Below are 24289 nucleotides of genomic sequence, written 5' to 3'. Positions count from 1 at the left end.
GATGGCCTCACGCCTATACGCCTGGGCGCGCTGGATGATTCGCCGCCGCCGATGGGTGATAGCCACCTGGATCGTCCTTCTCACGGTCATCGGAGGCCTGGCGGCGACCCTTCACGGAGAGAGGACCACGGAGTTCTCGGTCCCCGGTGTCGAAGCGCAGCAGGCGCAGGACCTTCTGAAGGAGAAATTCCCCCCGGCTGCGGGTGGCGTCGTACGGATCGTCGTCGCCGCCCCCGAGGGAAAGACCGTCACGGACCCGGCGCAGCAGCAGGCGCTCAGCGCCGTCCTCCGCAAGGCCGCGTCGGTGCCCGGCGTCATCACGGTCACCCAGCCGACCTCGACCGGTACGATCTCGGCCGACCGGACCATCGCCTACTCCGATGTCCGATTCGCCGAGGAAGCGTCCAAGGTCGAGCAGTCCGCCAAGGACGAACTGGCCACCGCGGTGGAGCCCCTCCGGGATGCGGGGATGCAAGTCGAGCTCGGCGGCTCGGCCATGCTGCCGGAGTCCAAGGCAGGAGGCCCGGCCGAACTGGTCGGCGTCGTTCTCGCCTTCGTGATCCTCGCCGTCGCGCTCGGCTCCCTCGTCGCGGCCGGACTGCCGCTGGTGACCGCGCTCCTGGGTGTGGCCGTCGGCGTGCTCGGCACCCTGTTCGTCTCCGGCTTCGTGCAGATGACGGGCACCGCGACCGTGCTGGCACTGATGATCGGCCTGGCGGTCGGGATCGACTACGCGCTGTTCGTCATCTCCCGGCACCGCGAGCAACTCTCCGACCCCGAGATGGACTGGGAGGAGTCGATCGCACGCGCCACCGCCACAGCCGGCAGCGCGGTCGTCTTCGCTGGAGCCACGGTCGTCATCGCACTGGCGGCACTCGCCATCACCGGTATCCCGTTCCTCACGATCATGGGCCTGGCCGGTGCCGGCACCGTCTTGGTCGCCGTTCTGGTCGCCGTCAGCCTGCTTCCGGCGGTACTGGGAGTGTTCGGCGAGCGGATGCGCCCGCGCCGCCCCAAGCGGAACAGCAAGCGCAAGGACCGCGCCGCCGGTGCCTGGGGTCTGGCCTGGGCGCGCATGGTCACCCGCAAGCCGGCCCTCGTCCTGCTTGCCGGCATCGTCGGACTGCTGGCGCTTGCCCTGCCCGCCCGCGACCTGCGTCTCGGGCTGCCCAGCTACGCCTCACAGCCTGAGTCCAGCACGCAGCACAAGAGCTACGACCTGCTCACCGAGGGCTTCGGGCCCGGCTTCAACGCCACCCTCATCACCGTGCTGGACACCGAACACATCCCGCAGAACCAGCGGGAAGCCACCGTGACCCAGCTGCGTGGCACGCTGGCCGCGGACAAGAACGTGGCCGCCGTCTCACGCCCGATAGCCAGCCCCTCCGGCGGCGTCGTGGTCATGGGAGTGTTCCCGAAGTCGAGCCCCGACGCCCAGGCCACGACCGACCTGGTCCACCGCATGCGTGACCAGGCGCCCAAGATCGCCGACACGGGCGGTGCCCTCTACGTCACCGGCCAGACGGCCATGGCCATCGACGTCGCCGGCAAGCTCGGCGAAGCGCTGCCTCTGTTCATCGGTGTCATCGTCATCCTGGCGCTGATCCTGCTGGCCATTGCCTTCCGGTCGATCTTGGTACCCCTCAAGGCGGCACTCGGCTTCCTGCTCTCGGTCGGCGCAAGCCTGGGCGCCTCCGTCTGGGTCTTCCAGCAGGGCCACCTGAACGGTCTGCTCGACGTGGCATCCACTGGACCGGTCACCAGCTTCCTCCCGATCCTGCTCACCGGCGTGCTGTTCGGCCTCGCCATGGACTACGAGGTGTTCCTCGTCAGCCGGATGCGCGAACACTACGAACACAGCAAGAATCCGGCTGAGGCGATCGCCCAGGGCGTCTCCAGCAGCGCACGGGTCATCGTGGCCGCCGCACTGATCATGGTCGCGGTCTTCGGCGGCTTCATCTTCAACGAGGACCCGATCGTCAAGGCCATCGGCTTCGCGCTCGCCATCGGCGTGTTCATCGACGCCTTCGTCGTCCGCATGACGCTTGTGCCCGCGGCCATGGCCTTGCTCGGACGACGTGCATGGAGCATGCCCCGCTGGCTCGACCGACTGCTCCCGGACGTCGACATCGAAGGCGCGCGTCTGCCCGCCGTGGCTGCGGCCGAACCTGGCGCGCACCCGCAAACCGAGAAGAAGACCCCGCGCCGCAAGGCATCCACCCGGGTCTGACCTCCCTGATCTCCGAGGCCGCCGACGCCGTGGGGGCCCGACGGCCTCGGATAACACCCTGCACCTCCCTTGGGACAAGGAGGTGCAGGGTGTTTTTTTTGCGTTCCACGTGCCGCTTGGCTGGCCGCAGGTGTCGCCCGCATCGCTGTGCGAGCGCCTCGGATGCCTGGTGAATCCCGAATGTTGACACTGCACACTCCGGCCGTGTAATGTATGCGATGTAAACATCCGGCTCTCGGGTATATCGGGACAGAAGCGGGCATTATCGCCCCCTCTCGGTATCGTGCTCGCGGCGCGCTCGGCATCGGCCGGCAAGCGGAAATGCCGCGGACGCCTTGTACTCAACACCCCGCAAGAGCCCTTCATCTCAGTTGTGAGAACGGAGTTGTCGTGAAGGCTGTATCGATCACGGAGAACGGTGGCCCTGAGGTTCTGCAGTGGGTCGAGGTCGAGGACCCGACACCCGCTGCCGGTGAGGTGGTCATCGACGTGGTGGCCAGCGCTCTGAACCGGGCGGACGTCATGCAGCGCTGGGGGCTCTACCCGCTGCAGCCGGGCTGGTCGCCGTACCCCGGGCTGGAGGTCTCCGGCCGCATCAGCGCCATCGGCGAAGGAGTCACCGGCTGGCAGGTGGGCGATGAGGTTTGCGCTCTGCTGACCGGAGGCGGCTACGCGCAGAAAGTAGCGGTTCCCGCCGGACAGCTGCTAACGATTCCCAAGGGGGTCGGGCTGACGGAGGCGGCGGGTCTGCCCGAGGTCACTGCCACGGTCTGGTCCAACATCGTCATGACCGCGGGCCTGAAGGCCGGCGAGACGATCCTCGTGCACGGCGGCGCCGGCGGTGTCGGCACGATGGCGATCCAGATCGCCAAGGCACTGGGCGCTCGTGTCGTCACGACGGTCGGCGGAGCGGAGAAGGCTGCTCAGGCCCGGGAGCTGGGCGCCGATGTGGCGATCGACTACCGCACCGAGGACTTCACGGAGTACGGCCCCTATGACGTGATTCTCGATGTCGTCGGCGGTGACTACCTGGAGCGCAACGTCCGCTCTCTGGCAGCCGACGGCCGACTGGTCATCATCGGCCTGCAGAAGGGCCTCGAGGGCCAGCTCAACCTCGCCGAGATCGTGTTCAAGCGGGCCTCCGTGCACGGCACCACCCTGCGGACCCGCTCCAAGGCACACAAGGCCGAGATCGTGGCCGAGGTCCAGAAGAACGTCTGGCCCATGATCGAGAACGGCACCGTGAAACTGGTCATCGATCAGACCTTGTCCATGGCCGACGCCGCCGAAGGACACCGCCTCATGGAAGCCGGCGGCCACCTGGGCAAGATCCTCCTCGTCAACGACGAGAGCGCGTGACGGCAGGCTGCTGAACGCCACGCTCATCGCGCACGGCACTTCACCGCCGCGATGGAGTCAGCGCCCGAAGATGCAGGCTCATGGGGAGGCAGGTCCTTGGCCGGCCTCCCCGGCGGCCCACCGATCGGCGGGCACGGAACGGAGCACATCCGGCAGCCGGGGCACCCCCACAGGCCAAGGGGAGGCAACCGACTGCCGCACGGGAGGAAGGGTCGTCATGACCAAGGTGTTGTTTGTCGTCTCTGCGGCGGATCGTTGGACGTTGCGGGGTGGGGAGGTGCATCCGTCGGGGTTCTGGGGTGAGGAGCTGGCGATGCCGCACAAGATCTTCACCGAGGCCGGGTGGGAGATCACGATCGCGACGCCGGGTGGGAAGGTTCCGACGCTGGATGCGTTGAGCATGGGGCGGACGGCGGGGTGGCCGTCGAAGTTGCGTGAGGTGGCGGCCTATCTGGAGTCGATCCAGGCCGAGCTGGACAGGCCGCGGGTGCTGGCGGAGATGGATCCGGATGATTTCGATGTGGTGTTCTATCCGGGTGGGCATGGGCCGATGGAGGATCTGTCGGTCGATGCGGATTCGGGGGCGTTGATCACGCGGGTGTTGCGTTCGGGGAAGCCTTTGGCGTTGTTGTGTCATGCGCCGGCTGCGGCGTTCGCGGCGCAGAACGAGGACGGGTCGTGGCCGTTCACCGGGTATCGGATGACGGGTCTTTCGAACCTGGAGGAGAAGTTCAACAGCTTCGGTCGTAAGGCGGTGTGGCTGCTGGAGGACCGGCTGCGGGAGAGCGGGGCCGAGTACTCCAAGGCGCGTCTGCCGTTGCGTCCGTATGTGGTCGTCGACCGCAACCTGTACACCGGCCAGAACCCCCCGTCCTCCGAGCGCCTCGCCGAACGACTCGTCGCAGAGCTGCGAGAGCCGGTGCTGGAGGTCACGGTGTCGCGAGTGATCAAAGCCTCGCGCGAAGAACTGCACGCCTTCGTCAGTGACCTCACACGGATGGGGGAGATCAGCCCGGAGAACAAGAACACCCGCTGGACACAGCCAGGCAAACGGTTCATTGGCCGCAACGCGATCGGCCCGTTCTACCGATGGTCGATGGGCGGTACGGTGACCGAGAACGTGCCAGGCGCCTCGTTCGCGTTCCTGACCGACTCGCCGTCCGAGACTCACTGGCGGTACACGTTCGAGCCGGTCGAGGACGGTACCCGCGTCACGGAGACGATGCGCAAGCATGCCCCGCAGATCCGCCCGGTCGTCTTCCTTCAGGACCTCTCCGGCGCCCGCGACCGTCGCGCCCACCTCGAGAGCGGCATGCGGAAAACCCTGGAGCGGCTCGCTGCCAAGTTCGAGAACACCGCGTAGCCCGTCTTTCCCGAACACCTGCGCCAGGGCCGATCACGATCAGGAGCCCTTGGACGCCCCCGATCTCCGAGGTCGCCGACGCCGTGGGGGCCCGACGGCCTCGGATCACACACCCTGCACCTCCCTTGGGACAAGGAGGTGCAGGGTGTTCTTCGTGCTCCGCCCACCGGCAGGTAGGCGATGGGCGTCGGGATGCGACGGACCCGTGCCGTGACAACACCCACGGAACCCATCACCTGTGCTTGCCCCGGGGGTCGCGGACCGCCAGGAGCGCCGCGCCGATGTCCGCCGCCGTACGCGGATCGGTGAGGGAGCGGCCTGTCAGTTCTTCCACGCGGCGCAGCCGGTAGCGGACCGTATTGGGGTGGACGAACAGGCTCTGAGCCGCAGCGCCGGCAGAGCCGGCGGCAGTGAACCAGTGCTCCAGCGTCGTCAGGAGGCGGCTTCGCTCCGGAGCCGGCAGATCGATCACCGGCTGGAGGACTGCCTCCACCAGGTGCGCCGCCTCGGCCGGGGCCGCGGCGACGACCATGGCCAGCGGATTGTCGTCGAATCGTGCGACACCAGTACGGCCACTTCGCAGCCCCGCCAGAGCCAGACGGGCGAAGCGCAGTGCCTGCGGAGTGTCCTGCAGGGCTTGGAAGCGCGGGCTGAATCCGACGCGGGCATGAGCGCGGCGCAGGACGCGCAAACACGCGGTCTCCGCCGTTGCGGTCGGCAGGGCGATCAAGGCGAGTTGCTGGTCGGGCAGCAAGCGCCAGACGGAAGGCAGCTCTTCCTGACGCAGAGCGGTCTCCGCTCCGGAGAGAGGCTCTTCGCCCGGAGCGCCGGCCTCCGCCACGGCGACCGCGTAGGGACCGTGCTCGGGTAGCCCCAGTTCGCGAGCCGCTTCCCACAAGGTGCGATCCGTGATGATTCCGGAGAACAGGGCCTCGACCAGTGTGGAACGCCTTGCCTGCCCCCTCGAGGTCAGCTCCGCGGCCTTCTCTCGGTAGGCCTCCGCGGTGGCCTCCGCGTACAGGCCGAACGACGCCCAGAACCGAGTCGACTCCGAGAGCAGAACGTCAGCGGAGACCTCGGTGCGTGCCTCCTCGAGGATCTCCGCCCACAAGAGCTCGGCACCGATGCGATACGCATGCAGCGTGTCCGCCAGCGGAACCCCCTGCTGTGCGCGTGCCCGGCCGGTCTCGCGCGCCGAACTCGCATCCGGGGCGCCTCCGTGGCGGAGGCTGGTCAGGATGAGGTCCGCGTTGGCGACGCAGGAACGTCGCAGCGAGTCGAAGGGGATCAGCGACTCGTCCTTGTAGGTGTCGACGTCCGAGCGGATGCGCTGCGCCATCCGCTCACCCAGTTCCGGAAGCCTCGCCTGAAGCGCTGAAGCGACGCCCGAGAGTCTCATTCCAGCAGCTTAACGCGCCTGTTTTGTTCCCGGCGACAATCTGGAGAGCCGGTCTTTGTCGCGTTGCCTATAGGACAGGAGTCCGGACACCTTCAAGATGTCTGTGGTGTAAACATTCGATGATGTCGTGTAACGGAGGCGGGTCATGGCCAATCTGGCGGGGTTCCTCGTGGAGACAGCACGACGGCAGCCCGAGCGCCCCGCGCTGCGTCTGGGCGAGCGGGTCGTCAGCTATGCGGAGCTGGACGAACACAGCGCGCGCTTCGCCGGGCTGTTGAGGGCTGAGGGCGTCCAGCCGGGAGACCGGGTCGCGCTGATGCTGCCCAACGTTCCGGAGTTCGTCGTGCTGTACTACGGCGTTCTGCGTGCCGGAGCGGTCGTCGTTCCGATGAACCCACTCCTGAAGACCCGGGAGACCGAGTATCACCTTGCCGACTCCGGCGCGGTGTGGCTCTTCGAATGGCATCAGGCGCCGGGTGAAGGCGCGAAGGGGGCCGCTGCCGCTGGAGTACGCCACACGGCCGTCGAACCCACCGAGCTCGCGGCCACGCTGGCCGCGCATGAGCCGCTGCCCGAGGTGGCCGGCACGGACGGCGAGGACATGGCCGTCCTGCTGTACACCTCAGGCACCACCGGCCGCCCCAAGGGGGCTGTTCTGACTCACGCGGGGCTGCGCCACAACACCGAGGTCAACAGCATCCAGATCCAGCGGATGACACCCGAGGACGTGGTGGTGGGTTGCCTTCCGCTGTTCCACATCTTCGGGCAGATCTGCACCATGAGCGCGGCCGTCCGCAGCGGCGCCTCGCTCGTGCTCATCCCGCGCTTCGACCCGCAGACCGTCCTAGACGCCATCACCCGCGAGCGGGCCACCGTCTTCGAGGGCGTACCGACGATGTACGCGGCGTTGCTCCAGCACCCGTCGGACACGGACGTGTCGACGCTGCGGATGTGTATCTCGGGCGGCGCTTCGCTGCCGGTAGGAATCCTGCACGGCTTTGAGCAACGCTTCGGCTGCCCTGTCCTCGAGGGATTCGGCATGTCCGAGACCAGCCCGGTGGTCTCCTTCAACCACCCCGACCGGCCGCGCAAGGCCGGATCCATCGGCACCCCCATTCGGGACGTCGAGGTACGTCTGCTCGACGACAAGGGCCAGGACGTGGCCCCCGGAGAGATCGGCGAACTGGCCGTCCGGGGACCCAACGTCATGAAGGGGTACTGGAACCGCCCCGAGGAGACGGCGGCGGCCATCCCCGATGGCTGGCTGCGCAGCGGAGACCTCGCCCAGGTGGACGAGGACGGCTACCTCTACATCGTCGACCGCAAGAAGGACATGATCATCCGGGGCGGCTACAACGTCTACCCGCGCGAGATCGAGGAGGTCCTCCACGAGCACCCGGCCGTCGCCCTCGCCGCGGTCTTGGGAATCCCGCATCCCGAACTGGGCGAGCAGGTCGCGGCCATGGTCGTGCTGCGCCCCGCCGCGCAGGCCACACCCTACGAACTGCGGCAGTACGTCAAGGAGCGCGTCGCGGCCTACAAGTACCCGCGTCACGTGCTGGTCGTGGACAAGCTGCCGCTGGGGCCGAGCGGCAAGATCTTGAAGAGGGAAATCATCCTGCCGACGGTCTGAGGCCGTATCTCAACCTGACAGCGTTGCTCCAGGACGATCGGTCCATCCTGCCTGCCACCACCCCGGAAGGCAGGCGGAAAGCTCGGTGGCACATGGGCATCAGCAGGAAAGGCAGAGATGACGATGCTGGTCCCGGACGGTTCGGCAGCCGGCGCGTCGACACGTCCACTGCGCAAGCATCAGGCAAGAGGTGAGCGCCGGATCGACCAGATCGTGGACGCGGCAGAAGAACTCATCGCAGACCTGGGAGTGGAGGCTGTCGGCATGAACGCCATCGCGCGTCACGCCGGTATCTCTCCTGGAAGCCTGTACCAGTACTTTCCGGGAAAGAGCGCCATCGTGGAGGAGTTGTGCCGACGTCTCGTCGGCCAACTTCAGCACATGGCAGGGCGAGCGTCACACCCCGGCTCTCGGCCTGCCCCGCAGGCGCCCGCGACCGCGCTCGACCACCTCCTCGAAGCGGCCGTGCTCCTCGCAGGGGAGCATCCCGCTCTTCTCCCCTTGCTCACGACAACAGAGCGCAGAGAGCAGAACGTGCTGCTCGAAGCCATCTCGCGAAGCCTGCCCGCGGGCGGGGCGCTGCCCGATGAGGACGTGGCCCGCGACTTGGCCACACGCATCTTCTGTTCAGGTGTCAGCCTGGCCGCGCAGCAGGCTGACCCCGGTGCACTTCTTGTACTCACCCGGCAAGCGGTTCTGAGCAGTCTCCGGGTGACCGCAGACCTGTAGTTCCCGCTTCACCGCCGGCGACGGGTGCGGCCGGCCTGTGAGCCTCGGCCCACGACCGATTTCTCACCCGCAGAGCGCGGACCATCTCCTGAGTCCTATGAGGCCTGCTTGGCGCGGACGCCTTCGGAGATGCGTTTGCCAAGGGGCGCGTCGATGTTCGTCCAGTACGTGAAGGCACGCTCCAGGACCGGCTCGCTCACGCCGTCGAGGAGGTGACCGACGACGTTGTTCACGAGCCGGTCGCGGGCCGCGTCGTCCAAGACCTCGCGCACGAGGGTGCCGGCCTGCCCCCAGTCGTCGTCCTCAGGATGTGAGACGTAGGCCGTCCGGGTGATCTCGCCGTCAGCGGTCCAGCTCGGCGGGCTCCCGTACCGCTCGGTGTCGGCGGCGGGCCCGCCCTTGGAGTTCGGCGCGTACACCGGGTCGGAGGTCTTCCGGTACGCCATCGCCCCGTCCTTCGAGTACGTGTGGACGTCGGCGACGGGCGCGTTGACCGGAAGCTGCTGGTAGTTGGTGCCGATGCGGGCCCGATGGGCGTCCGCGTACGAGAAGAGCCGGGCCAGCAGCATCCGGTCGGGGCTGGGCCCGATGCCGGGGACGAAGTTGTTCGGCTGGAAGGCCGCCTGCTCGATCTCGGCGTGGTTGTCGGTCGGGTTGCGGTCCAGCGTCATCCGGCCCACGGGGATGAGCGGGTAGTCGCCGTGCGGCCAGACCTTGGTGAGGTCGAACGGGTTGAACCGGTACCCGGCCGCGTCCTCGTACGGCATGACCTGCACGTGCAGGGTCCACGACGGGAAGTCCCCGTCCCGGATGTGCTCGAACAGGTCCCGCATGTGGAAGTCCGAGTCGACGCCGGCCATCCGGTCGGCCTCGTCCTGCGTCAGGAACTCGACGCCCTGGTCGGTCTTGAAGTGGTACTTCACCCAGAACCGCTCACCGGACGCGTTGATCCACATGTACGTGTGCGAGGTGTACCCGTTCATATGACGCCAGCTGCGCGGGATGCCGCGGTCGCCCATCAGCCAGGTGACCTGGTGCGCGGACTCGGGCGAGAGGGTCCAGAAGTCCCACTGCATGTCGTGGTCGCGCAGGTTGCTGTCCGCGCGGCGCTTCTGGGACCGGATGAAGTGCTGGAACTTCATCGGGTCCTTCACGAAGAACACCGGCGTGTTGTTGCCGACCATGTCGTAGTTGCCCTCGGACGTGTAGAACTTCACCGCGAAGCCCCGCGGGTCCCGCCACGTGTCCGGGCTCCCGCGCTCCCCGGCCACGGTGGAGAAGCGGGCGACCAGCTCGGTGCGCGTACCCGGCTGGAACAGGGCCGCCTTCGTATAGCGGCTGACGTCGTGCGTGACCTCGAAACGGCCGAAGGCGCCGCTGCCCTTGGCGTGCGGCTGGCGCTCCGGGATCCGCTCCCGGTTGAACTGCGCCATCTGCTCGATCAGGTAGGCGTCCTGGAGGAGGATCGGCCCCCCGGGGCCCACGGTGAGCGAGTGCTCGTCGCTCTCCACCGGGGCCCCGGAGTCGGTCGTCGTCCCAGGTCGGCTCTCGGTCATGGGTCTGCCTTTCGTCGTTGCGCACGCCTACCTTCCGTCCACTCGGCAGAGGCCGCTACCTGAGGCGCGGTGCCCCGTCGTCAACCGGGTGTGCCGTCGGCCGAGTCCGATGGTCCGACGACCCGCGTCACGGCGCCGGGGAACCCCGGGCAGGTCGGCTTGCCGGTGGGCGGGGATCCGGAGATCAACCCTCGATTGTTTGCAGCGCGTACTTCACCCGCCGGCAGCTGCGCCGAATCCGCGAGCCGCATGCCTGAGGGGCGAGGGCCGGCGATCCCGGTGCACGCCCTGATGTCCTCGTCGTGCCGCTGAAACGGTCAGCTGGGCTTGGGGGAGCCCTGGATCATCCGAACGATCCCGGATTCGCGGTCCCGTACTGATTCCGCAGCGCCGACGAATGACGCGATGAGCGGAGTCAGCTGGTTGGACCGGTGGGCCACGGCAACGGTCGAGCCGGGGTAGTCGTCGATGGGGACGAACCTGACACCAGGGTGGGGGGAGTAGCGGCGCGCTGCCGATGGCGTGATGTTGCAGGCCATCCCGGCGGCGACGACCTCCACTTCCTCGCTCTGGGAATGCGTCTCGACGAGGTGATGTACGGACCCGCTGCCGCGGTGGTTCGCCAGGGTCCAGAAGTCGTGCCAGACGGTGTCATCAGTACGACCGATGGCGATCGGCTCATCAAGAAGGTCCTGCACGCAGACGCGTTCGCGTGAGCCCAGCGGATGGGCTGTGCTCACGCCGGCCACGCACGGTTCGGTGAACAGGGGAGTGGTCACAAGGCCTTGCGTAGAGCTCGGCAGCCGGATGAACGCGACGTCCGTGGTCGCACTGGCCAAGCCGGCGGACGGGTCGGCGAAGGCGAACTCGTGCAATTCGACTCGGGCTTCAGGACGGCGTCTGGTGAACTCATTCAGGATGTGCGTGGTCAGTTCGAGAGCGGCGCCGACGATGAAGCCCACCCGCAACGTGGCCTGTTCCCCACGGCCTATGCTTCGGGCTTCGGCCACGCCCTGGTCGAAGCGGGTAAGCACTTCGCGGGCCGTCGTCAGAAATGCTTGGCCTGCGGGGGTGAGCTCCACCTTGCGGGAGGAGCGCTGCAGCAACGCCGTCCCGAGGTGGGCCTCCAACTGGGAGATCTGTTTGCTCAGCGACTGCTGTGCGACGAAGAGCTTCCCAGCGGCGCGGGTGAAGTGCAGTTCCTCGGCGACCGTGACGAAAGAGCGCAGTCGGCGCAAGTTCAGATCCACAACCCCAGGATTGTGGGAACTGCCGGCATTCTGCAATGGCAAGTACATCTCCGGTCTCACGATCGAGGCAGTGCCGACTTCGCTACCAACCGTCCTCGACGGTGCCGCCTACAGTGTGGGAGCCCCCGGTCCGCACCTCAATGGGCCTGTCCTGGCTTTTACTTGACCGAAACACGATGGGTCGTTTTACCCTGAAGGGAAACCTTCAAGGCATTCCGCCCGCAACACCGCCGCGCGCCGTTGGTGCCGTGATGGCCGGCCGTGCCGCATCGGGAGTGCCGGGTGCACGCGCGCGGGGAGGAGTGGGCAGGGAAAGCGTCGGGTCGGGCGTGGGGAACTCCCGGGTCATCAGTACTCCGGCGAGTGCCGTGACGGGATGCATGAGCACCCCGTGTTCCGGCAAGCCTGAGGGTCAACTGCACCGCGCACAGTAGGTGCAGAGGCGAGCACTGTCAACATTGGCGGCGGCGGTGATGCGGCAGTGACGGCGGAACCGTGTAGCGCCATCGCCATGCCGAGCGATCGATCTGCCCGTCTCGACGATGCCTGGGCCAGAGCGGTCTGATCAACGCTACTGTTTGGCCATGCCAAACAGTAGCGTCTCCGGAGTAAACGCCGGCGCGAGAGTACGAGCGCTGAGGGCCGTGCGGGGGCATTCCCTGCGAGCCTTTGCCGACATGCTCGGAGTGAGTCCGGCCACCCTCAGTCACATCGAGACGGGGAAGGTCAGACTGAGCGTCGACCGACTGGAGCGCATCGCCGAACTGCTCGGAACCACTGTGGAGGGGGTGCTGACCGACAGGACGGACGCGATGGATGCGCCGGCGCCGCGGCGCCGGCGCGGCGATATGTCGCTGCCCCCAGCGGGCTGGCGCGACTATCCGCCTCTGGAGCTCGATCCGGTACTGACGGCGGCCCTCGCCGAGTTCGTGAGGGCCGGATACCACGGCACATCCGTGCGTGACATCGCACGTGCCGCGGGTCTGTCGGTGTCCGGGCTCTACCACTACCACTCCAGCAAACAGGACATGCTGCAATCAATCCTTCATCTGACGATGTCGGATCTGCTGGAACGTTCCAGCGCCGCGCGGGACGAAGGCAGCGACCCGGTCGAGCGGTTCACCCTTCTCGTGGAGCACCTCGTGCTGTGGCACACCTATCGGCGAACACTCGGATTCGTCGGTGCCAGCGAGATGCGCAGCCTCGAGCCCCGCAACCGGCACGAGATTGCCGCGATGCGCATCGCACAGCAGCGGATGGTCGAGCGGGAAGTGGAAGCGGCGGTCCACCTCGGCCGTTTCACCACGCTCCACCCACATGAGGCCACCCGAGCGGTCGTCACGATGTGCGTGGCCATCCCCAGCTGGTACCAAGTCGACGGACCTCTGTCACCTGAGCAGATCGCCGCCCAGTACATCGAGTTCGCACTCGATGTCATGCGTCCCCAGGTCTGACCGCCCGCGCAAGGTACGAACGAGGCCCCCGGCCTGCTCTCAGCCGGCCGGGCCGTGCCCGGGGGTGGCCACCGAACAATCCGGCCGGAGCGGGTGTTCGAGAATCCTAAACAGTGGCCGATCGGTTCTGTTTGGTCCTCACCCATGCGTTGACAGGTGAAATGCCGCTCATCATCGTGTTGCAACAGAGCGAGCGCTCGGATGGGTCACGAGATCACCACCGCCAGCGGAAGGCGAGAAGACCGGCGAAGGCAGCGTGACCACGTACCGGGCGGTGTGGGGCCATTCCCTGCACGGGACGCCGACCAGATGCTCACGCCACGGCAGACAGCGTCGAAATCGACGTGCCCGGACGCCACTTCCCTGCTGAGAGGATCCCTATGGAAAGAACGGTTGCGGCCGACGTCACGGCCGGCGCGGCGAGAAACCCGCACCCCATGCGCCGGGTCGCCACAGCATCACTCGTCGGAACCACCATCGAGTTCTACGACTTCTTCATCTACGGAACCGCCGCTTCGCTCGTCTTCGGTCCCCTGTTCTTCCCGTCCCTGGGGGCGTCTGCAGCTACAGTCGCCGCGTTCGCGACGTTTGGCGTCGCCTTTTTCTTCCGGCCCCTGGGCGCCATCGTCTTCGGCCACTACGGCGACCGGCTGGGACGCAAAACAACCCTGGTCACCACCCTGCTCATGATGGGCCTGTCGACCTTCGCGATCGGTCTGCTGCCGACCACGGACACCCTCGGCTCCGCAGCACCGGTCATCCTGGTGGCACTGCGCGCCGTGCAAGGCCTGGCTTTGGGCGGCGAATGGGCCGGGGCCGCCCTGCTCACCTCGGAGTACAGCACCCCCGAGACGAGGGGGAAGCACAGCATGTTCCCCCAACTGGGCCCCAGCATCGGGCTGGCACTGTCCAGCGCCACCTTCCTCGCATCGGATCTGCTGCTGACCCCGGCGGACTTCGCCGCCTGGGGCTGGCGCATTCCCTTCCTGCTCAGCGTCGTACTCATCGGCGCGGGTCTGTGGGTGCGACTGAACATCGACGAGACACCCGCCTTCAAGACTTCCACGGCACACCAGAAGCACACCGGCTTCCCCTTCGCCGAGGCCCTTCGCGAACAGTGGCGAGAAGTCCTCCTCACCGGCGGCATGCTCACCATGACGTTCGGCTGCTTCTACATCAGCGTCGTCTACTTGACGACCTACGCAGGCTCGACGCCCGGAGTGGGCGTCCTCGGCCTTTCCCGGGGAACCATCCTGCTGGTCAACATCCTCACCGCGATCGTGTTCGGCCTGACCACGATCATCTCGGCCGTCCTCTCCGACCGCCTGGGTCGACGCCGAGTCCTCATCTCAGGAACCCTGTTCGGCATCGCCGCAGGCCCGCTGGCCTTCCAGATCATGCAACCGGGCAGCGCCGCATCCTTCTTCGCCGGCGTGAGCGTGTTGATGATCGCACTGGGCATCCCCTACGGCCCCGCCGCCGCCTACCTGCCCGAACTGTTCAAGACCCGCTACCGCTACACCGGCGCAGGCATGGGATACAACCTCGCCGGGATCCTCGGCGGCGGCGTGCCACTCCTCCTCGCGCCGCCACTGGCCGAGCGCTACGGCGGCATGGGAGTCGCCTGGTACCTATCGGCACTCGGCGTCATCAGCACCTTGTGCCTGCTGCGCCTGAGAGAGACACGCGGCGCGGAGATCGAGATCGAGGAAGCCGCAGCGCCCGAACCCACTTGATCTGACGACAGGCGCGGCCGCCCGGTGCTGGCTGCACGTCTGCTCCGGCTGGCGTCCGACAACGCCCAACCCGTGACCGGCTGCTTCGCAGATGCGACACAGCCCGCCATCACGGCTCCTCAGGTAGCTTCCCTGCAGTCTTGGATGACCTCGGTGGGTTGATGGACGTCCGACCTGCCGTGGCGCTGCGCCGGTGTAGACGAGGTAATTGGCCTGGAGGATCGGCCGATAGATGAGAACGGCAGGGCCGGTTGGTCGAGTTCGGCCCCGTCGGCACCGTTGAGTGAAAATGCCGGGCGACCCGTCGGGTGGTGGCTCGGTGCCCTCGATGGCAGTGAGGAAGTCCTTTGGCCTCCGGGGTGGTCGAGCGTCGGCCCGCTGATGGCCAAAGGGGCCGTGGCCCATGAACCAGAACGATGTCGGTGCCCTCCAGGTCGGCGCGTGGACGCAGGTCGTTCGTGTGTGCAGAGGGGGCTCCCGCACGTTTGACGGCCCATCAGGCAAGTCAGCATCCGCTCAGCATGAGGCGCTGGGCGTTCCCGAGCGATTACCTGTACAGGCGTCGGTGGCGGCGCAAAAGCCCAGGCAGGAGGCCGTCTCGCCCGAGCGGAGCGATGTTCCTCACAAACATCGTTCGGCGCGTGCCGGTGTACAGTCGAGACCGCCCTTGACCTGCAAGAAGCGGGCAGGGAGCCGTCTTAGAGGAGTCCAAAGTGCTGCGTACTCTGTTCAAGTCCAAGATCTGACTATTTGGCGTTGCCGCAGGTCAGGGGCATCATGTGCCCCCCTCGGGTCAGCAAACGGTCAGCATGCGTCCGCATGGTGTCCGCGCTTGCTGACCTTCGACCTACAGTGCGGCGCCTGAGCATGATTCTTGGGCTGGATCGGATGGTTCGCGACATGGCCCGACAGCTCGCCCGCGGCATGGGGTCCTTCTTCAAGGACTGCGGCTGCGCCAAGCCCACCCGCTGCCCTCACCCGTACTCGATCCGTTTCCGCGACGCGCTCGGCAAGCAGCGCGAGGAGTCCGGATACGACACGCAGGACGACGCGATCGAACGCCTCACCCAGCTGTACGCGGAGAAGAAGACCACGGCACCGTCGGTGGCGGCGGCCCGCCGCGAACTGGGCCAGCTGACGGTCGAGGAGTACGCCAAGCAGTGGCGGCCCCGGCAGCGCCGGATGACCGACTACTCCACCGGCGAGCACGTCGACAGCTCGATCAACGTGCACATCGTCCCGCGCCTGGGATCGCGGAAGCTGAACTCGGTCACGCCCATGGTGGTCGAACGGTTCCTGGACGCGATGGAGAGCGACGGGGTCGGCCGGGGGAACCAGGTGAACATCTTCCGGGTCCTGAAGACGATCCTGCGGGACGCGTACGGCAAGGGGGCCATGGCGGACGATCCGGTGAAGGGGGTTCAGGAACCGGAGTACGTGCGTGAGCAGGTCGCCATCCCGTCTCTCGTCTACGTGAAGCAGGCTCTGAAGGTCGCCGACGAGGACCTGGCGCTGGAGATCGTCATGATGGCGGGATGCGGCCTGCGGAACGGCGAGGCGCGGGCGGTGAACGTCCACAACGTCGTGGCTCCGGACGTGTACCGGGTGCGGGAACAGATCCACTCCAACACGCTGAAGCCGGCGAAGCTGAAGCATCGCAAGGCGGCGGAGTTCCGCGAGGTGCCTCTGCCCCGGTCGGTCCGGGAGGCGATCGAGCGGTACGTGGAGAAGCACGGCACCACGCAGGGCGGCTACCTGCTGCGCGGTCCTGGCGGCTACTTCACCGAGGGCATGGAGCGGCGTCGGGTGAGGAAGCTCTTCGCGGACCTCCCGCCGGAGGAGGGCGTGGGAATGTACGGCTTCCGGCACTACTTCGCCTCGAACGCCCTCGGCAGCGGGATCCCCATCACCGACGTGGCGGAGTGGATGGGGCACAAGTCCATCGAGGAGACGTACCGCACCTACCGGCACCTGATGCCGGGCAGTATCACCAAGGCCGCCCGGATCTTGGACGCCGGCCTCTGGCAAGCAGCCTGAATGGCGGTTAGAGCGACACGCGACCTGTCGAGGTGGCGAGGAGATCTTCTTGAAGTCATCGTCCAGGTGGCCCTGACCTGCAGAAATGTGAGCGATCAGGTACCTGGCCTGCGTTGATCCTTCTTTCGCGTTCTTTCAGGCTCGTACCCGCTTGGGTAGTCGATTCTTCCCACGCTCTCCCCAGAGCTGCTCGTACTCCCCAGAGATGACCCGAGCTGCGGCCACAGGCGAGGGGGGAGCCAGTCCAACTCGGGCGCGGCCGTGTGCACGCTGAGTGGCTGCCGTAGGCAGGGCAGGAGCCTGTCTATAGGTTCGTCGTCTGCCGGCATCGTCCGTGCCGAGGGTGATCAGCACGGTCTGGAAGACGGGGGTCGGGGTATCTGGCCCTGGCTTATTCCGCCCGCCGGAGCCGAAGGCAGGGTGCGCCAGTGGATGCGTTGCCCGACTCCGAGAGGGGTGGGTAATGTATGTGCGCTTACACCGTCTTGGTCTGCTGTGATATGAGGAGTCCCTTGCCCCCTTCCATCGCTGTGAAGACTGTCTGGAGTGGGTATGCCTGACACGGATCTTCTGCGTGCCAGCCGGGACGGTGATCAGTTCCATTACCACTGGGCGGCTCGCCAGGCGCTGAAACTGCTGCTTCCCGACGCCGATCTGACCGCGATCGCTGTCGAGGGTGTGTCGCCCGACGACACCCAGGGCGAAGCTGGCGAGGACGTAGTCGACATCGCCGAGTACTACGGTGCGACCGGCCTTCACGAGGCCAACCGTGTGGTGTACCGGCAGCTGAAGCACTCGACCGTACAGGCCACGGAGGAGTGGACTGTGTCGGGTCTCTCGAAGACGGTCAAGGGGTTCGCGGAGAAGTTCAGGCAGATTCGTCAGGAGTCCCCGGGGCTCGAAGAGAAGGTGACCTTCGAGTTCCTTTCCAACCGACCGGTCCGCGAGTCCGTGCTTCGAGCGATCGAGGTCCTGGCAGCCGGTGGAGAGCCCGGTGAGTATGCGCACGAAGTCAAGTACCTCAGGCAGTATGCGGACTTCTCCGACGATGTAGCCGGTGAAGCCGCGTTCTTCAGTCGCCTGGAGGTGGATGCCACGGCCCCGGGCCTGTTGCGGCTCGAAGGGCTGTTCCGGCTGGACTTGACCGGTCTTCTTCCCGGTGCCCCGGATGTGCAGCCCCTGCTGCTGAAGGAGATGATCACCAGACGCGCGACCTCGCTCGAGGCGAACCACGTCGTTGAACGCTCCACGGTACTTGCCGCTCTCGGAGTCCCACCTGAGCATGTGCTGCCCGCGCCCAAGCTCATCGACCAACCCGGGCATGTCATCGTGACGGACCAGACTCGCGCGATCGTCGACGATATCGTCGGGCTCATCGGGCGGCCCGTCGTCGTTCACGCGGCCGGTGGCGTGGGCAAGTCGGTGCTCACGACACAGATCGAACCGAATCTGCCTTCCGGCTCGGTCACACTCGTCTACGACTGCTTCGGAAACGGTGGGTACCGGCGTTCCAGTTCACCGCGCCATCAACATCGCCAAGGTTTAGTGCAGTTGGCGAACGAGCTTGCTGCGCATGCCCTTTGCGATCCGCTGATCCCGGTCGGCACAGCTCAGCCGGCCGACTACGCGAGGGCGTTCATGGCCAGGGTCCGGGGCGCTGCGGAGGCTGTCACGGCCTCCGCTCCCGGGGCGCTCCTGGTTCTTGTCGTGGACGCGGCTGACAACGCGGCGCTCATCGCGAACGACGGTGGGGAGCGGACCTTCGTCACGGACGTGCTGCGCGAGACACTGCCGGACAACGTGCGGCTCGTGATGTTGTGCCGCAGCGAACGCATCGATCTGTTGAAACCGCCGCCCAACGTACACAGAATCGAGCTCGAGGGCTTCGGCGTGGCCGAGTCCAAGCAGCATCTTGAGTCGGTGTTCGGGCCGGTCTCGGAGGCACAGGCGGCCGAGTTCCATCGGCGTACCGGCGGCAACCCTCGGATCCAGGCCCTCGTTCTGGGCATGGCCGCGGACATCGAATCCTGTCTGGTCTCTCTCGGGGAGGCGAGGCACCCCGACGGCTCCCTCTTCGACGAACTCCTCCAGGACATGGTGGACCGGTGCAAAGACGCCCACCACCTGAGCGCGGAGATCGACCGTCTGTGCGAGGCCCTGGCTGCGCTCCGGCCGAGGTTGCCCGTCAAGGTTCTGACCGAGCTGTGCGGAGTACCGGCCGCCCTCGTGCACAGCTTCGCGGCCGATCTCGGACGCCCGCTCCTCGTCGACGGTGACACGCTGCAGTTCCGTGACGAACCGACCGAGACCTGGTTCCGGACGAAGTACCGTCCCACCGGCAACTCCCTGATCGATTTCATCGACCGACTGACCCCGCTCGCCGCCAACGAACCGTACGTGGCTGCCAGTTTGCCTCAACTGCTCTGGGAGGCCGGCCAGGTCGACACCCTCGTCGAACTCGCGATGACCGACGGCGCCCTACCCGAGGGCGATGACCTGGAACAACGGGAGATCGCCCAGCAACGGGCCCAGTTCGCTCTCAAAGCCACACTGCGCGTGGGAAAGGAGTGGGAGGCAACCCGGCTGGCCGTCAAGGCCGGCAGCCTGGCCGCCGGCCACTCCCGCCGCCTTCAACTGCTGCGGGCCAACACTGATCTGGCGGGGCAGTTCCTGGATGCCGTCACGATCGAGGACATCGTCGCGAACCGCAGCCTCGTTGGCGACTGGCCCGGCTCCAATCTTCACTGCGAGGGCGCCCTTCTCTCGTTCGCCGCAGGCCAGACCGACTTCGCCCGCAGTCGGCTGCGCAGCGCCTCGGAATGGCTCAGGGCATGGGTGCAGCAGTCGGACGACGACGATGCGAACCGGCACCGAGTCACCGCGACGGATATTGCCGAGGTCGCCTTCGGGCTTCTCAACACCGACGGTGTAGAAGCATGTGTCAGCCATCTTGCTCGGTGGAGCCCCAACTGGGTGGCCTTCGAGGCCGGACTGATCATCGCCACCCGGCTTGCCGACTCGGGCCGCACCGAGGATCTGGAGGCTCTCGGCCTTGCGGCCGTGTCCTTGAAATACCTTCAGCTCGCGGTCGCTTCTGCCGCCTGGCAGGCCAACTTCGTCTGCCAGGCGCCCCTTGCGCGGCGCTTGGTGAGAATGCTGAAGCGCCAGCGCCGATCCGTCTCCGCTCGTCGGCACCAGGGATACACCGCAGAGAACAAGGAGCTTCCAGCGGTCGGTTGGATCGTCGCGATGGGCCTGCGCCACGGACTTCTCTCGGACGGGGAAGCCGAGCGGATCCTGCGGCTGAATCTCCCCGGCGACCTGGGTAGGGGAGCCGGAAGCCGCTGGGGGCGCGGCACCGACACGATCACGCTGCTGTGCGGCTTCGCGTTGCTGTCGAAGATCCGGAGACAGCCCTTCGACGCGGACGAGTTCGCCGGCGAAGACGTCCGGGAAGCGCGAAAGAAGCCGCACACGTACTCAAGTACCGAAAACGACCACAAGCAGAATGTAGTGCCCCTCGGCGCCTGGGCGAGCCTGTGGATCGACTGCCTCGTCGGAACCGTCAGCGACACGGAAAGTCTTTTCCCGGAACTCGTACCCCCTACCCCGCCCCACCGGACCCTTGAGGAGGTGCCCCACTTCCTGCACAGAGGCATTGCCGGGCTCGGCGTCCGGATCCTAGCCTTCGGCTCGTCCGAGGGAACGCGCCAGCAATTGCTCGACTGGTACCGAGGCGCGCAGCGGCACCTTCCTGATGGGGTCCTCATCGACGCTGTCCGTGCAGCTGCTCCTGTCGATGAGTTGCAGCACATCGCCGTCGAACTCGCTGAATCCGTGGCCGCTTCGCTCGACGCGGCTAAGGAGAGTGCCGAGTACAAGGCGGAGCAGATGGTGAAACTTACTCGCGCCGTCCAGCGATTCGACAGAAGCGAAGCTCACGCTTACTTCACCCAGGCGATCGATCTGACCGACCGCGTGGGCGACGACGTACACGCGTTGTGGCGGGCCTTCCTCTCCGTCGCCCGCCGAGCATCCGACGGCAATCACGACGACGACCGTCGTGCCTATCGCGTCGCCCAACTCACCGAAAGCCTGGAACCCTACCTTGGGGACGCAACGAATCACTCCGAGGTACTGGCCGCCATGGGCCGCTTGAGCGCCACGACCGCGACGACCGTCGCCTCCCGCTGGCGCGACCGCCGCTTCTGTTCCGTGGGCTCATTCATCCAGGCACTGCTCGACGCAGAGGCCGGCCCGCTCGCTCCGTCGGCCGTCACCGCCGCAGCGCTGGTGCCGTTCGACGAGCACCGCGTCGATGAACTCCGTCTCGTCGAACGAGCACTGCGCGAGACTCCGCGCGACGGTGAGCGTATCGCTGGAACGTTGGGACAATTCCTACGGCCACGACGCTTCAGCAGCGCATCCTTCGAACGCCTCGACCGGACCGCCGCCGAACTGGACGTCGACATCTCCGGAACACTGCTCGCCCCTGGCAAACGCCACATCGCCTTCTCCGCATCGGGCGGTTACAGCTCGGGCCGATGGACCCCGGACAATGAGCAGGACGCAGCGCGAGCGGCTCGTGCACGGCAGGCCGAGGACGCCCTGGCCGAGTGCGACTTCTCCACCGCCGAAGGCTGGGAGCAGGCCCGCCACCTCGTTCGCACGTCCGACCACCTGCTGTATATGGAGCAGGTCATAGCCCAAGCAGTCAGGGTGCCCCTGCGTGAACTCGACGACATGCTCGCCGCGTTCCAGTCCCATCCCAACCTCGACGCTTTCGACTACGCGCAGATGGTCAAGAAGCTGGCCGCTCTGCCGCTGCTGCCACGAGCGGCGCGCCAGCAATTGAGGCATCTCGCGGACACGGCCGCGACCCGGTTCAGTCGGGAGCTGACCACCAAGGTCTACGACCCCATCGGCCTGTCCGAACTCGCTCGTCTGGCCGACGAGCGCGATGCGGATCTGCTCTCGACGGCTCTTCGAGAACTCGGTTCGCAGTCGGCCGTGCTTCCCCCCGAGGAGTGCTATCACCTGGCAGCCCGACTTGCCCCACGCCTTACCGGTCAGCAGGCGCAGGTTGTCCTCGACGACTTCGGCACCATGCTGGCTGACCTCTGCCCCGAGGATTCGGGCGACGGTGGGTTCGCCGACCTTCCCACTGGACCGACCGGAGTCGTGGAGTGCTTCGCAGGCTATCTGTGGGCAGTCCTGGGTGACCCCGAGCAGGACGTCAGGTGGCGGGCCGCACACTGTGTCAGGCTCCTCGCCGAACTCAACTGCCAAGAAGAACTTGACGCCCTTCTACGATTCGCGCTCGGCACGATCGATGTGACTCCGTTCCATGACGCCCGTCTGCCTTTCTACGATCGGCACGCCCGTCAATGGCTGCTCTTCGCCCTCGCGCGGGCCGCTCAGAACCCCGCGACGCATCGGACACTTGCAGAGTTCGAGCCCTTGCTGCGGAGAGTGCTCTTCGACGACGGACCGCACGTTGTGATGCAGGAGAGCGCGAAAACGATCTGTCTGGCCCTCGCCTCGTCCCGCCCTGAGATCCTGAGCGCAGAGGAATTCGCCACCGTACGCGAGATCAACATCCCGACGGAAATCCTCACTGAGTCGTGGGAGGAGCGAGAGGCAAGAAATCGAAGCCGTATGGAGGACGAAGCCCACGAATCCGAACCGAGCGACTTTCGCTTCTTCTGGGATTTCAAGGATGACTGGTGCAAGCCCCTCGGCGAAGCCTTTGGGGTCTCCGAGGAGACCGTCATAGGTCTCGCTGGGCGCACGATCACGGACACCTGGCGGCTCCCCTACCGCGGCACCCACGAGGACGACCCGCGCCACACCCTCAGGCTGTACAAGGACGGGAACACCTTCGCCTACCGTACGACCCGGCCGGACGCCGACGACCTGGACTTCTACCTCACGACTCACGCCCTGTGGACCGTGGCCGGGGAGTTGCTCAAGGTTCATCCCGTGTACCGGGAGAGCGAGGCGGACATGGACCTGTTCACCGACTGGCTTCGTGATTTCCGCGTCACTCGAGACGACGGCAGGTGGCTTGCCGACCGACGGGACCCCTCACCGCAGAGCGTTTTGAGAGGAAAGAACGAATCCCCGGACGCCGACTGGGTCTGGCGGCTGAACAGCAGGCACTTCAGTGAGCGTCTCTTGGCGGGTGACGGATGGGTCACAGTCTGGGAAAGCTCCGATGACGCGGGATATGAAGCTGAGCAGAGCGTCCTGATCCGTAGTGCCCTCGTCACTCCCGAGAGGGCCAGGGCACTGGTACTTGCCCTGCAGACAGCCCCTTCGTACATGGGCTACCGCATTCCCGATGCCAATGACAGCGACTACCAGTTCGACGTCCAAGGTTTCCGGCTCACCGGTTGGATCGTCGATCCTGACGGGCGTGAGGGGATGGACAGTAAGGATCCGCTGGCCGCAGGGATCAAGTACCCGCCCTATATGCCTTCTGATGAAGTCATCGATCTTCTAGGGCTGGAAGCGGACGCAGATATGCGCGAATGGACTCGGGCTGATGATATCGCTCTTCGTAGCACCTGCTGGGACGATACTTCTACGACCGGTTCGGACCGCGTGACGGGTACTCAGGGACGGCGGCTGGAAATTCAGCGGGACGCCCTTCAGGAACTGCTGGCTCTGGCCGGACACAGCATGATCGTCGAAGTGATGATCGACCGCACACACAAAGACCACAAGCAGAGCTACACGACGAGGTCCCGCCAAAACGATGACGAATCCCTCCCCCCACGCGAACGGTCCTACAAGATTTACCTCTTCGATGACTCCGGAAGATGCGGCGAGCTTTGAGCGGACCCTCGAACTTGGAAAGGAGATCGCCGGCAGTCTCTCTGAGAGTGATGTCCTGGGCCGCTGGATGGCCCACCGCATCGGTGACTTGATCGTGCAGGCGGAGAACGCCACGGGAGCAGAGGCGGACGGCGTACGCCGCGAAGCGACGACCGTCATCCTCGCGCTCTGGGACCACCGGACGGCATTCCCGTCCCCGACTCCACCGCTGCGCGCGTTCGAGCCAGTGTTCAGGGCATTGGAACGACTGAGCGAGCCCCAAGACCGCTGGAGCTTTTACCGGATGTTCCCGTCTGGGAGTGAACCCAGTGAGGACGACATGGCCGGAGCACCACTGCTTCGGGTGGCGCTGAGCCTTGAGGAGACCGTCCGTGGGGTGGTAGGTGAGATTGTCGCGCTTGCTGCCCAAGAGGCCGACGACAAGGAGGCCAAGTGGTTGAAGCTCTCGGAGCATCTCGAACCGGACGAACAACGAGCGGCGCGGGACGCCTTCCTTCGGCTGGCGCACACCCTCAAGGCGTACACCGATGGTGAAGATGGCGATCCCGCCGCACGCACAGGGCTCCCGAAGCTGATCGCTGCTCTGCAACGTGCCGAGTCACAGCTCGCAGAAGCTCGGCGGGTCCTCGAAGACGCTCTGCCCGCGATGCCGTCGGAGCGTGAACCCGACGGGTCGGTGTGAGGGTAGGGGCCTTTTTGTTGC

At 66.4% G+C, this 24289-nt stretch carries 13 protein-coding genes and 1 pseudogene; 11 read left to right on the top strand and 3 right to left on the bottom strand.

Translation table 11 applies throughout. The features are described 5' to 3' along the window. Window position 1: 1 nt before the first annotated feature. The 4 genes and pseudogenes from ACFCY7_RS08295 to ACFCY7_RS08280 all read left to right on the top strand — a co-directional run bounded on the left by ACFCY7_RS08295 (window position 2) and on the right by ACFCY7_RS08280 (window position 4952). Window positions 2–2230 carry an MMPL family transporter gene (locus ACFCY7_RS08295; RefSeq protein WP_376482462.1) on the top strand — a complete coding sequence of 743 codons (2229 nt, stop codon included), beginning with the start codon at window positions 2–4 and terminating at the stop codon, window positions 2228–2230. Window positions 2231–2620: 390 nt separating this feature from the next. After that, complete coding sequence (locus ACFCY7_RS08290; protein WP_376482460.1) at window positions 2621–3589, top strand: NAD(P)H-quinone oxidoreductase; 969 nt, start codon at window positions 2621–2623, stop codon at window positions 3587–3589. A 217-nt stretch (window positions 3590–3806) separates the two neighbouring features. Next, window positions 3807–4499 (top strand): annotated as a pseudogene (locus ACFCY7_RS08285) (type 1 glutamine amidotransferase domain-containing protein); the annotation flags it as partial. Window positions 4500–4508: 9 nt separating this feature from the next. Beyond that, the gene (locus tag ACFCY7_RS08280; protein ID WP_376482509.1) at window positions 4509–4952 is read left to right on the top strand and encodes an SRPBCC family protein; all 444 of its coding nucleotides are present in this window, start codon (window positions 4509–4511) and stop codon (window positions 4950–4952) included. A 232-nt stretch (window positions 4953–5184) separates the two neighbouring features. On the opposite strand, the gene ACFCY7_RS08275 is transcribed toward ACFCY7_RS08280, so the two are convergent. Further along, window positions 5185–6291, bottom strand: a complete 1107-nt coding sequence (locus tag ACFCY7_RS08275; RefSeq protein ID WP_376482458.1) for a PucR family transcriptional regulator — start codon at window positions 6289–6291, stop codon at window positions 5185–5187. Between the two features lie 205 nt (window positions 6292–6496). On the opposite strand from ACFCY7_RS08275, the gene ACFCY7_RS08270 reads away from it, so the two are divergent. Together ACFCY7_RS08270 and ACFCY7_RS08265 are read left to right on the top strand one after the other, a co-directional pair. Beyond that, a complete protein-coding gene (locus ACFCY7_RS08270; RefSeq protein ID WP_376482456.1) occupies window positions 6497–7984 on the top strand; it encodes a long-chain fatty acid--CoA ligase in 1488 nt (495 codons plus the stop codon). Between the two features lie 117 nt (window positions 7985–8101). Then, the gene (locus ACFCY7_RS08265; protein ID WP_376482454.1) at window positions 8102–8713 is read left to right on the top strand and encodes a TetR/AcrR family transcriptional regulator; all 612 of its coding nucleotides are present in this window, start codon (window positions 8102–8104) and stop codon (window positions 8711–8713) included. A 95-nt stretch (window positions 8714–8808) separates the two neighbouring features. On the opposite strand, the gene ACFCY7_RS08260 is transcribed toward ACFCY7_RS08265, so the two are convergent. Both ACFCY7_RS08260 and ACFCY7_RS08255 read right to left on the bottom strand, forming a co-directional pair. Beyond that, window positions 8809–10269 (bottom strand): catalase, encoded by a 1461-nt coding sequence (locus ACFCY7_RS08260; RefSeq protein WP_376482452.1) that lies wholly within the window; start codon window positions 10267–10269, stop codon window positions 8809–8811. A gap of 317 nt (window positions 10270–10586) precedes the next feature. Next, the gene (locus ACFCY7_RS08255; protein ID WP_376482450.1) at window positions 10587–11519 is read right to left on the bottom strand and encodes a LysR family transcriptional regulator; all 933 of its coding nucleotides are present in this window, start codon (window positions 11517–11519) and stop codon (window positions 10587–10589) included. A 542-nt stretch (window positions 11520–12061) separates the two neighbouring features. On the opposite strand from ACFCY7_RS08255, the gene ACFCY7_RS08250 reads away from it, so the two are divergent. The 5 genes from ACFCY7_RS08250 to ACFCY7_RS08230 all read left to right on the top strand — a co-directional run bounded on the left by ACFCY7_RS08250 (window position 12062) and on the right by ACFCY7_RS08230 (window position 24268). Then, the gene (locus ACFCY7_RS08250) at window positions 12062–12973 is read left to right on the top strand and encodes a helix-turn-helix domain-containing protein (protein ID WP_376482449.1); all 912 of its coding nucleotides are present in this window, start codon (window positions 12062–12064) and stop codon (window positions 12971–12973) included. 380 nt (window positions 12974–13353) lie between these two features. After that, window positions 13354–14709 carry an MFS transporter gene (locus ACFCY7_RS08245; RefSeq protein WP_376482447.1) on the top strand — a complete coding sequence of 452 codons (1356 nt, stop codon included), beginning with the start codon at window positions 13354–13356 and terminating at the stop codon, window positions 14707–14709. A gap of 900 nt (window positions 14710–15609) precedes the next feature. Next, the gene (locus ACFCY7_RS08240) at window positions 15610–16746 is read left to right on the top strand and encodes a tyrosine-type recombinase/integrase (protein ID WP_376482445.1); all 1137 of its coding nucleotides are present in this window, start codon (window positions 15610–15612) and stop codon (window positions 16744–16746) included. Between the two features lie 552 nt (window positions 16747–17298). Then, a complete protein-coding gene (locus tag ACFCY7_RS08235; protein ID WP_376482443.1) occupies window positions 17299–23586 on the top strand; it encodes a hypothetical protein in 6288 nt (2095 codons plus the stop codon). Continuing rightward, window positions 23558–24268 (top strand): hypothetical protein, encoded by a 711-nt coding sequence (locus ACFCY7_RS08230; protein WP_376482441.1) that lies wholly within the window; start codon window positions 23558–23560, stop codon window positions 24266–24268. Before ACFCY7_RS08235 ends, ACFCY7_RS08230 begins: the two co-directional genes overlap by 29 nt. Window positions 24269–24289 lie beyond the last annotated feature (21 nt).

The organism is Streptomyces sp. NPDC056361 (assembly GCF_042262805.1).
Classification (GTDB): domain Bacteria; phylum Actinomycetota; class Actinomycetes; order Streptomycetales; family Streptomycetaceae; genus Streptomyces.
Note: the sequence above shows the minus strand (reverse complement) of the source record. Positions and strands in the feature narration are given on the sequence as shown.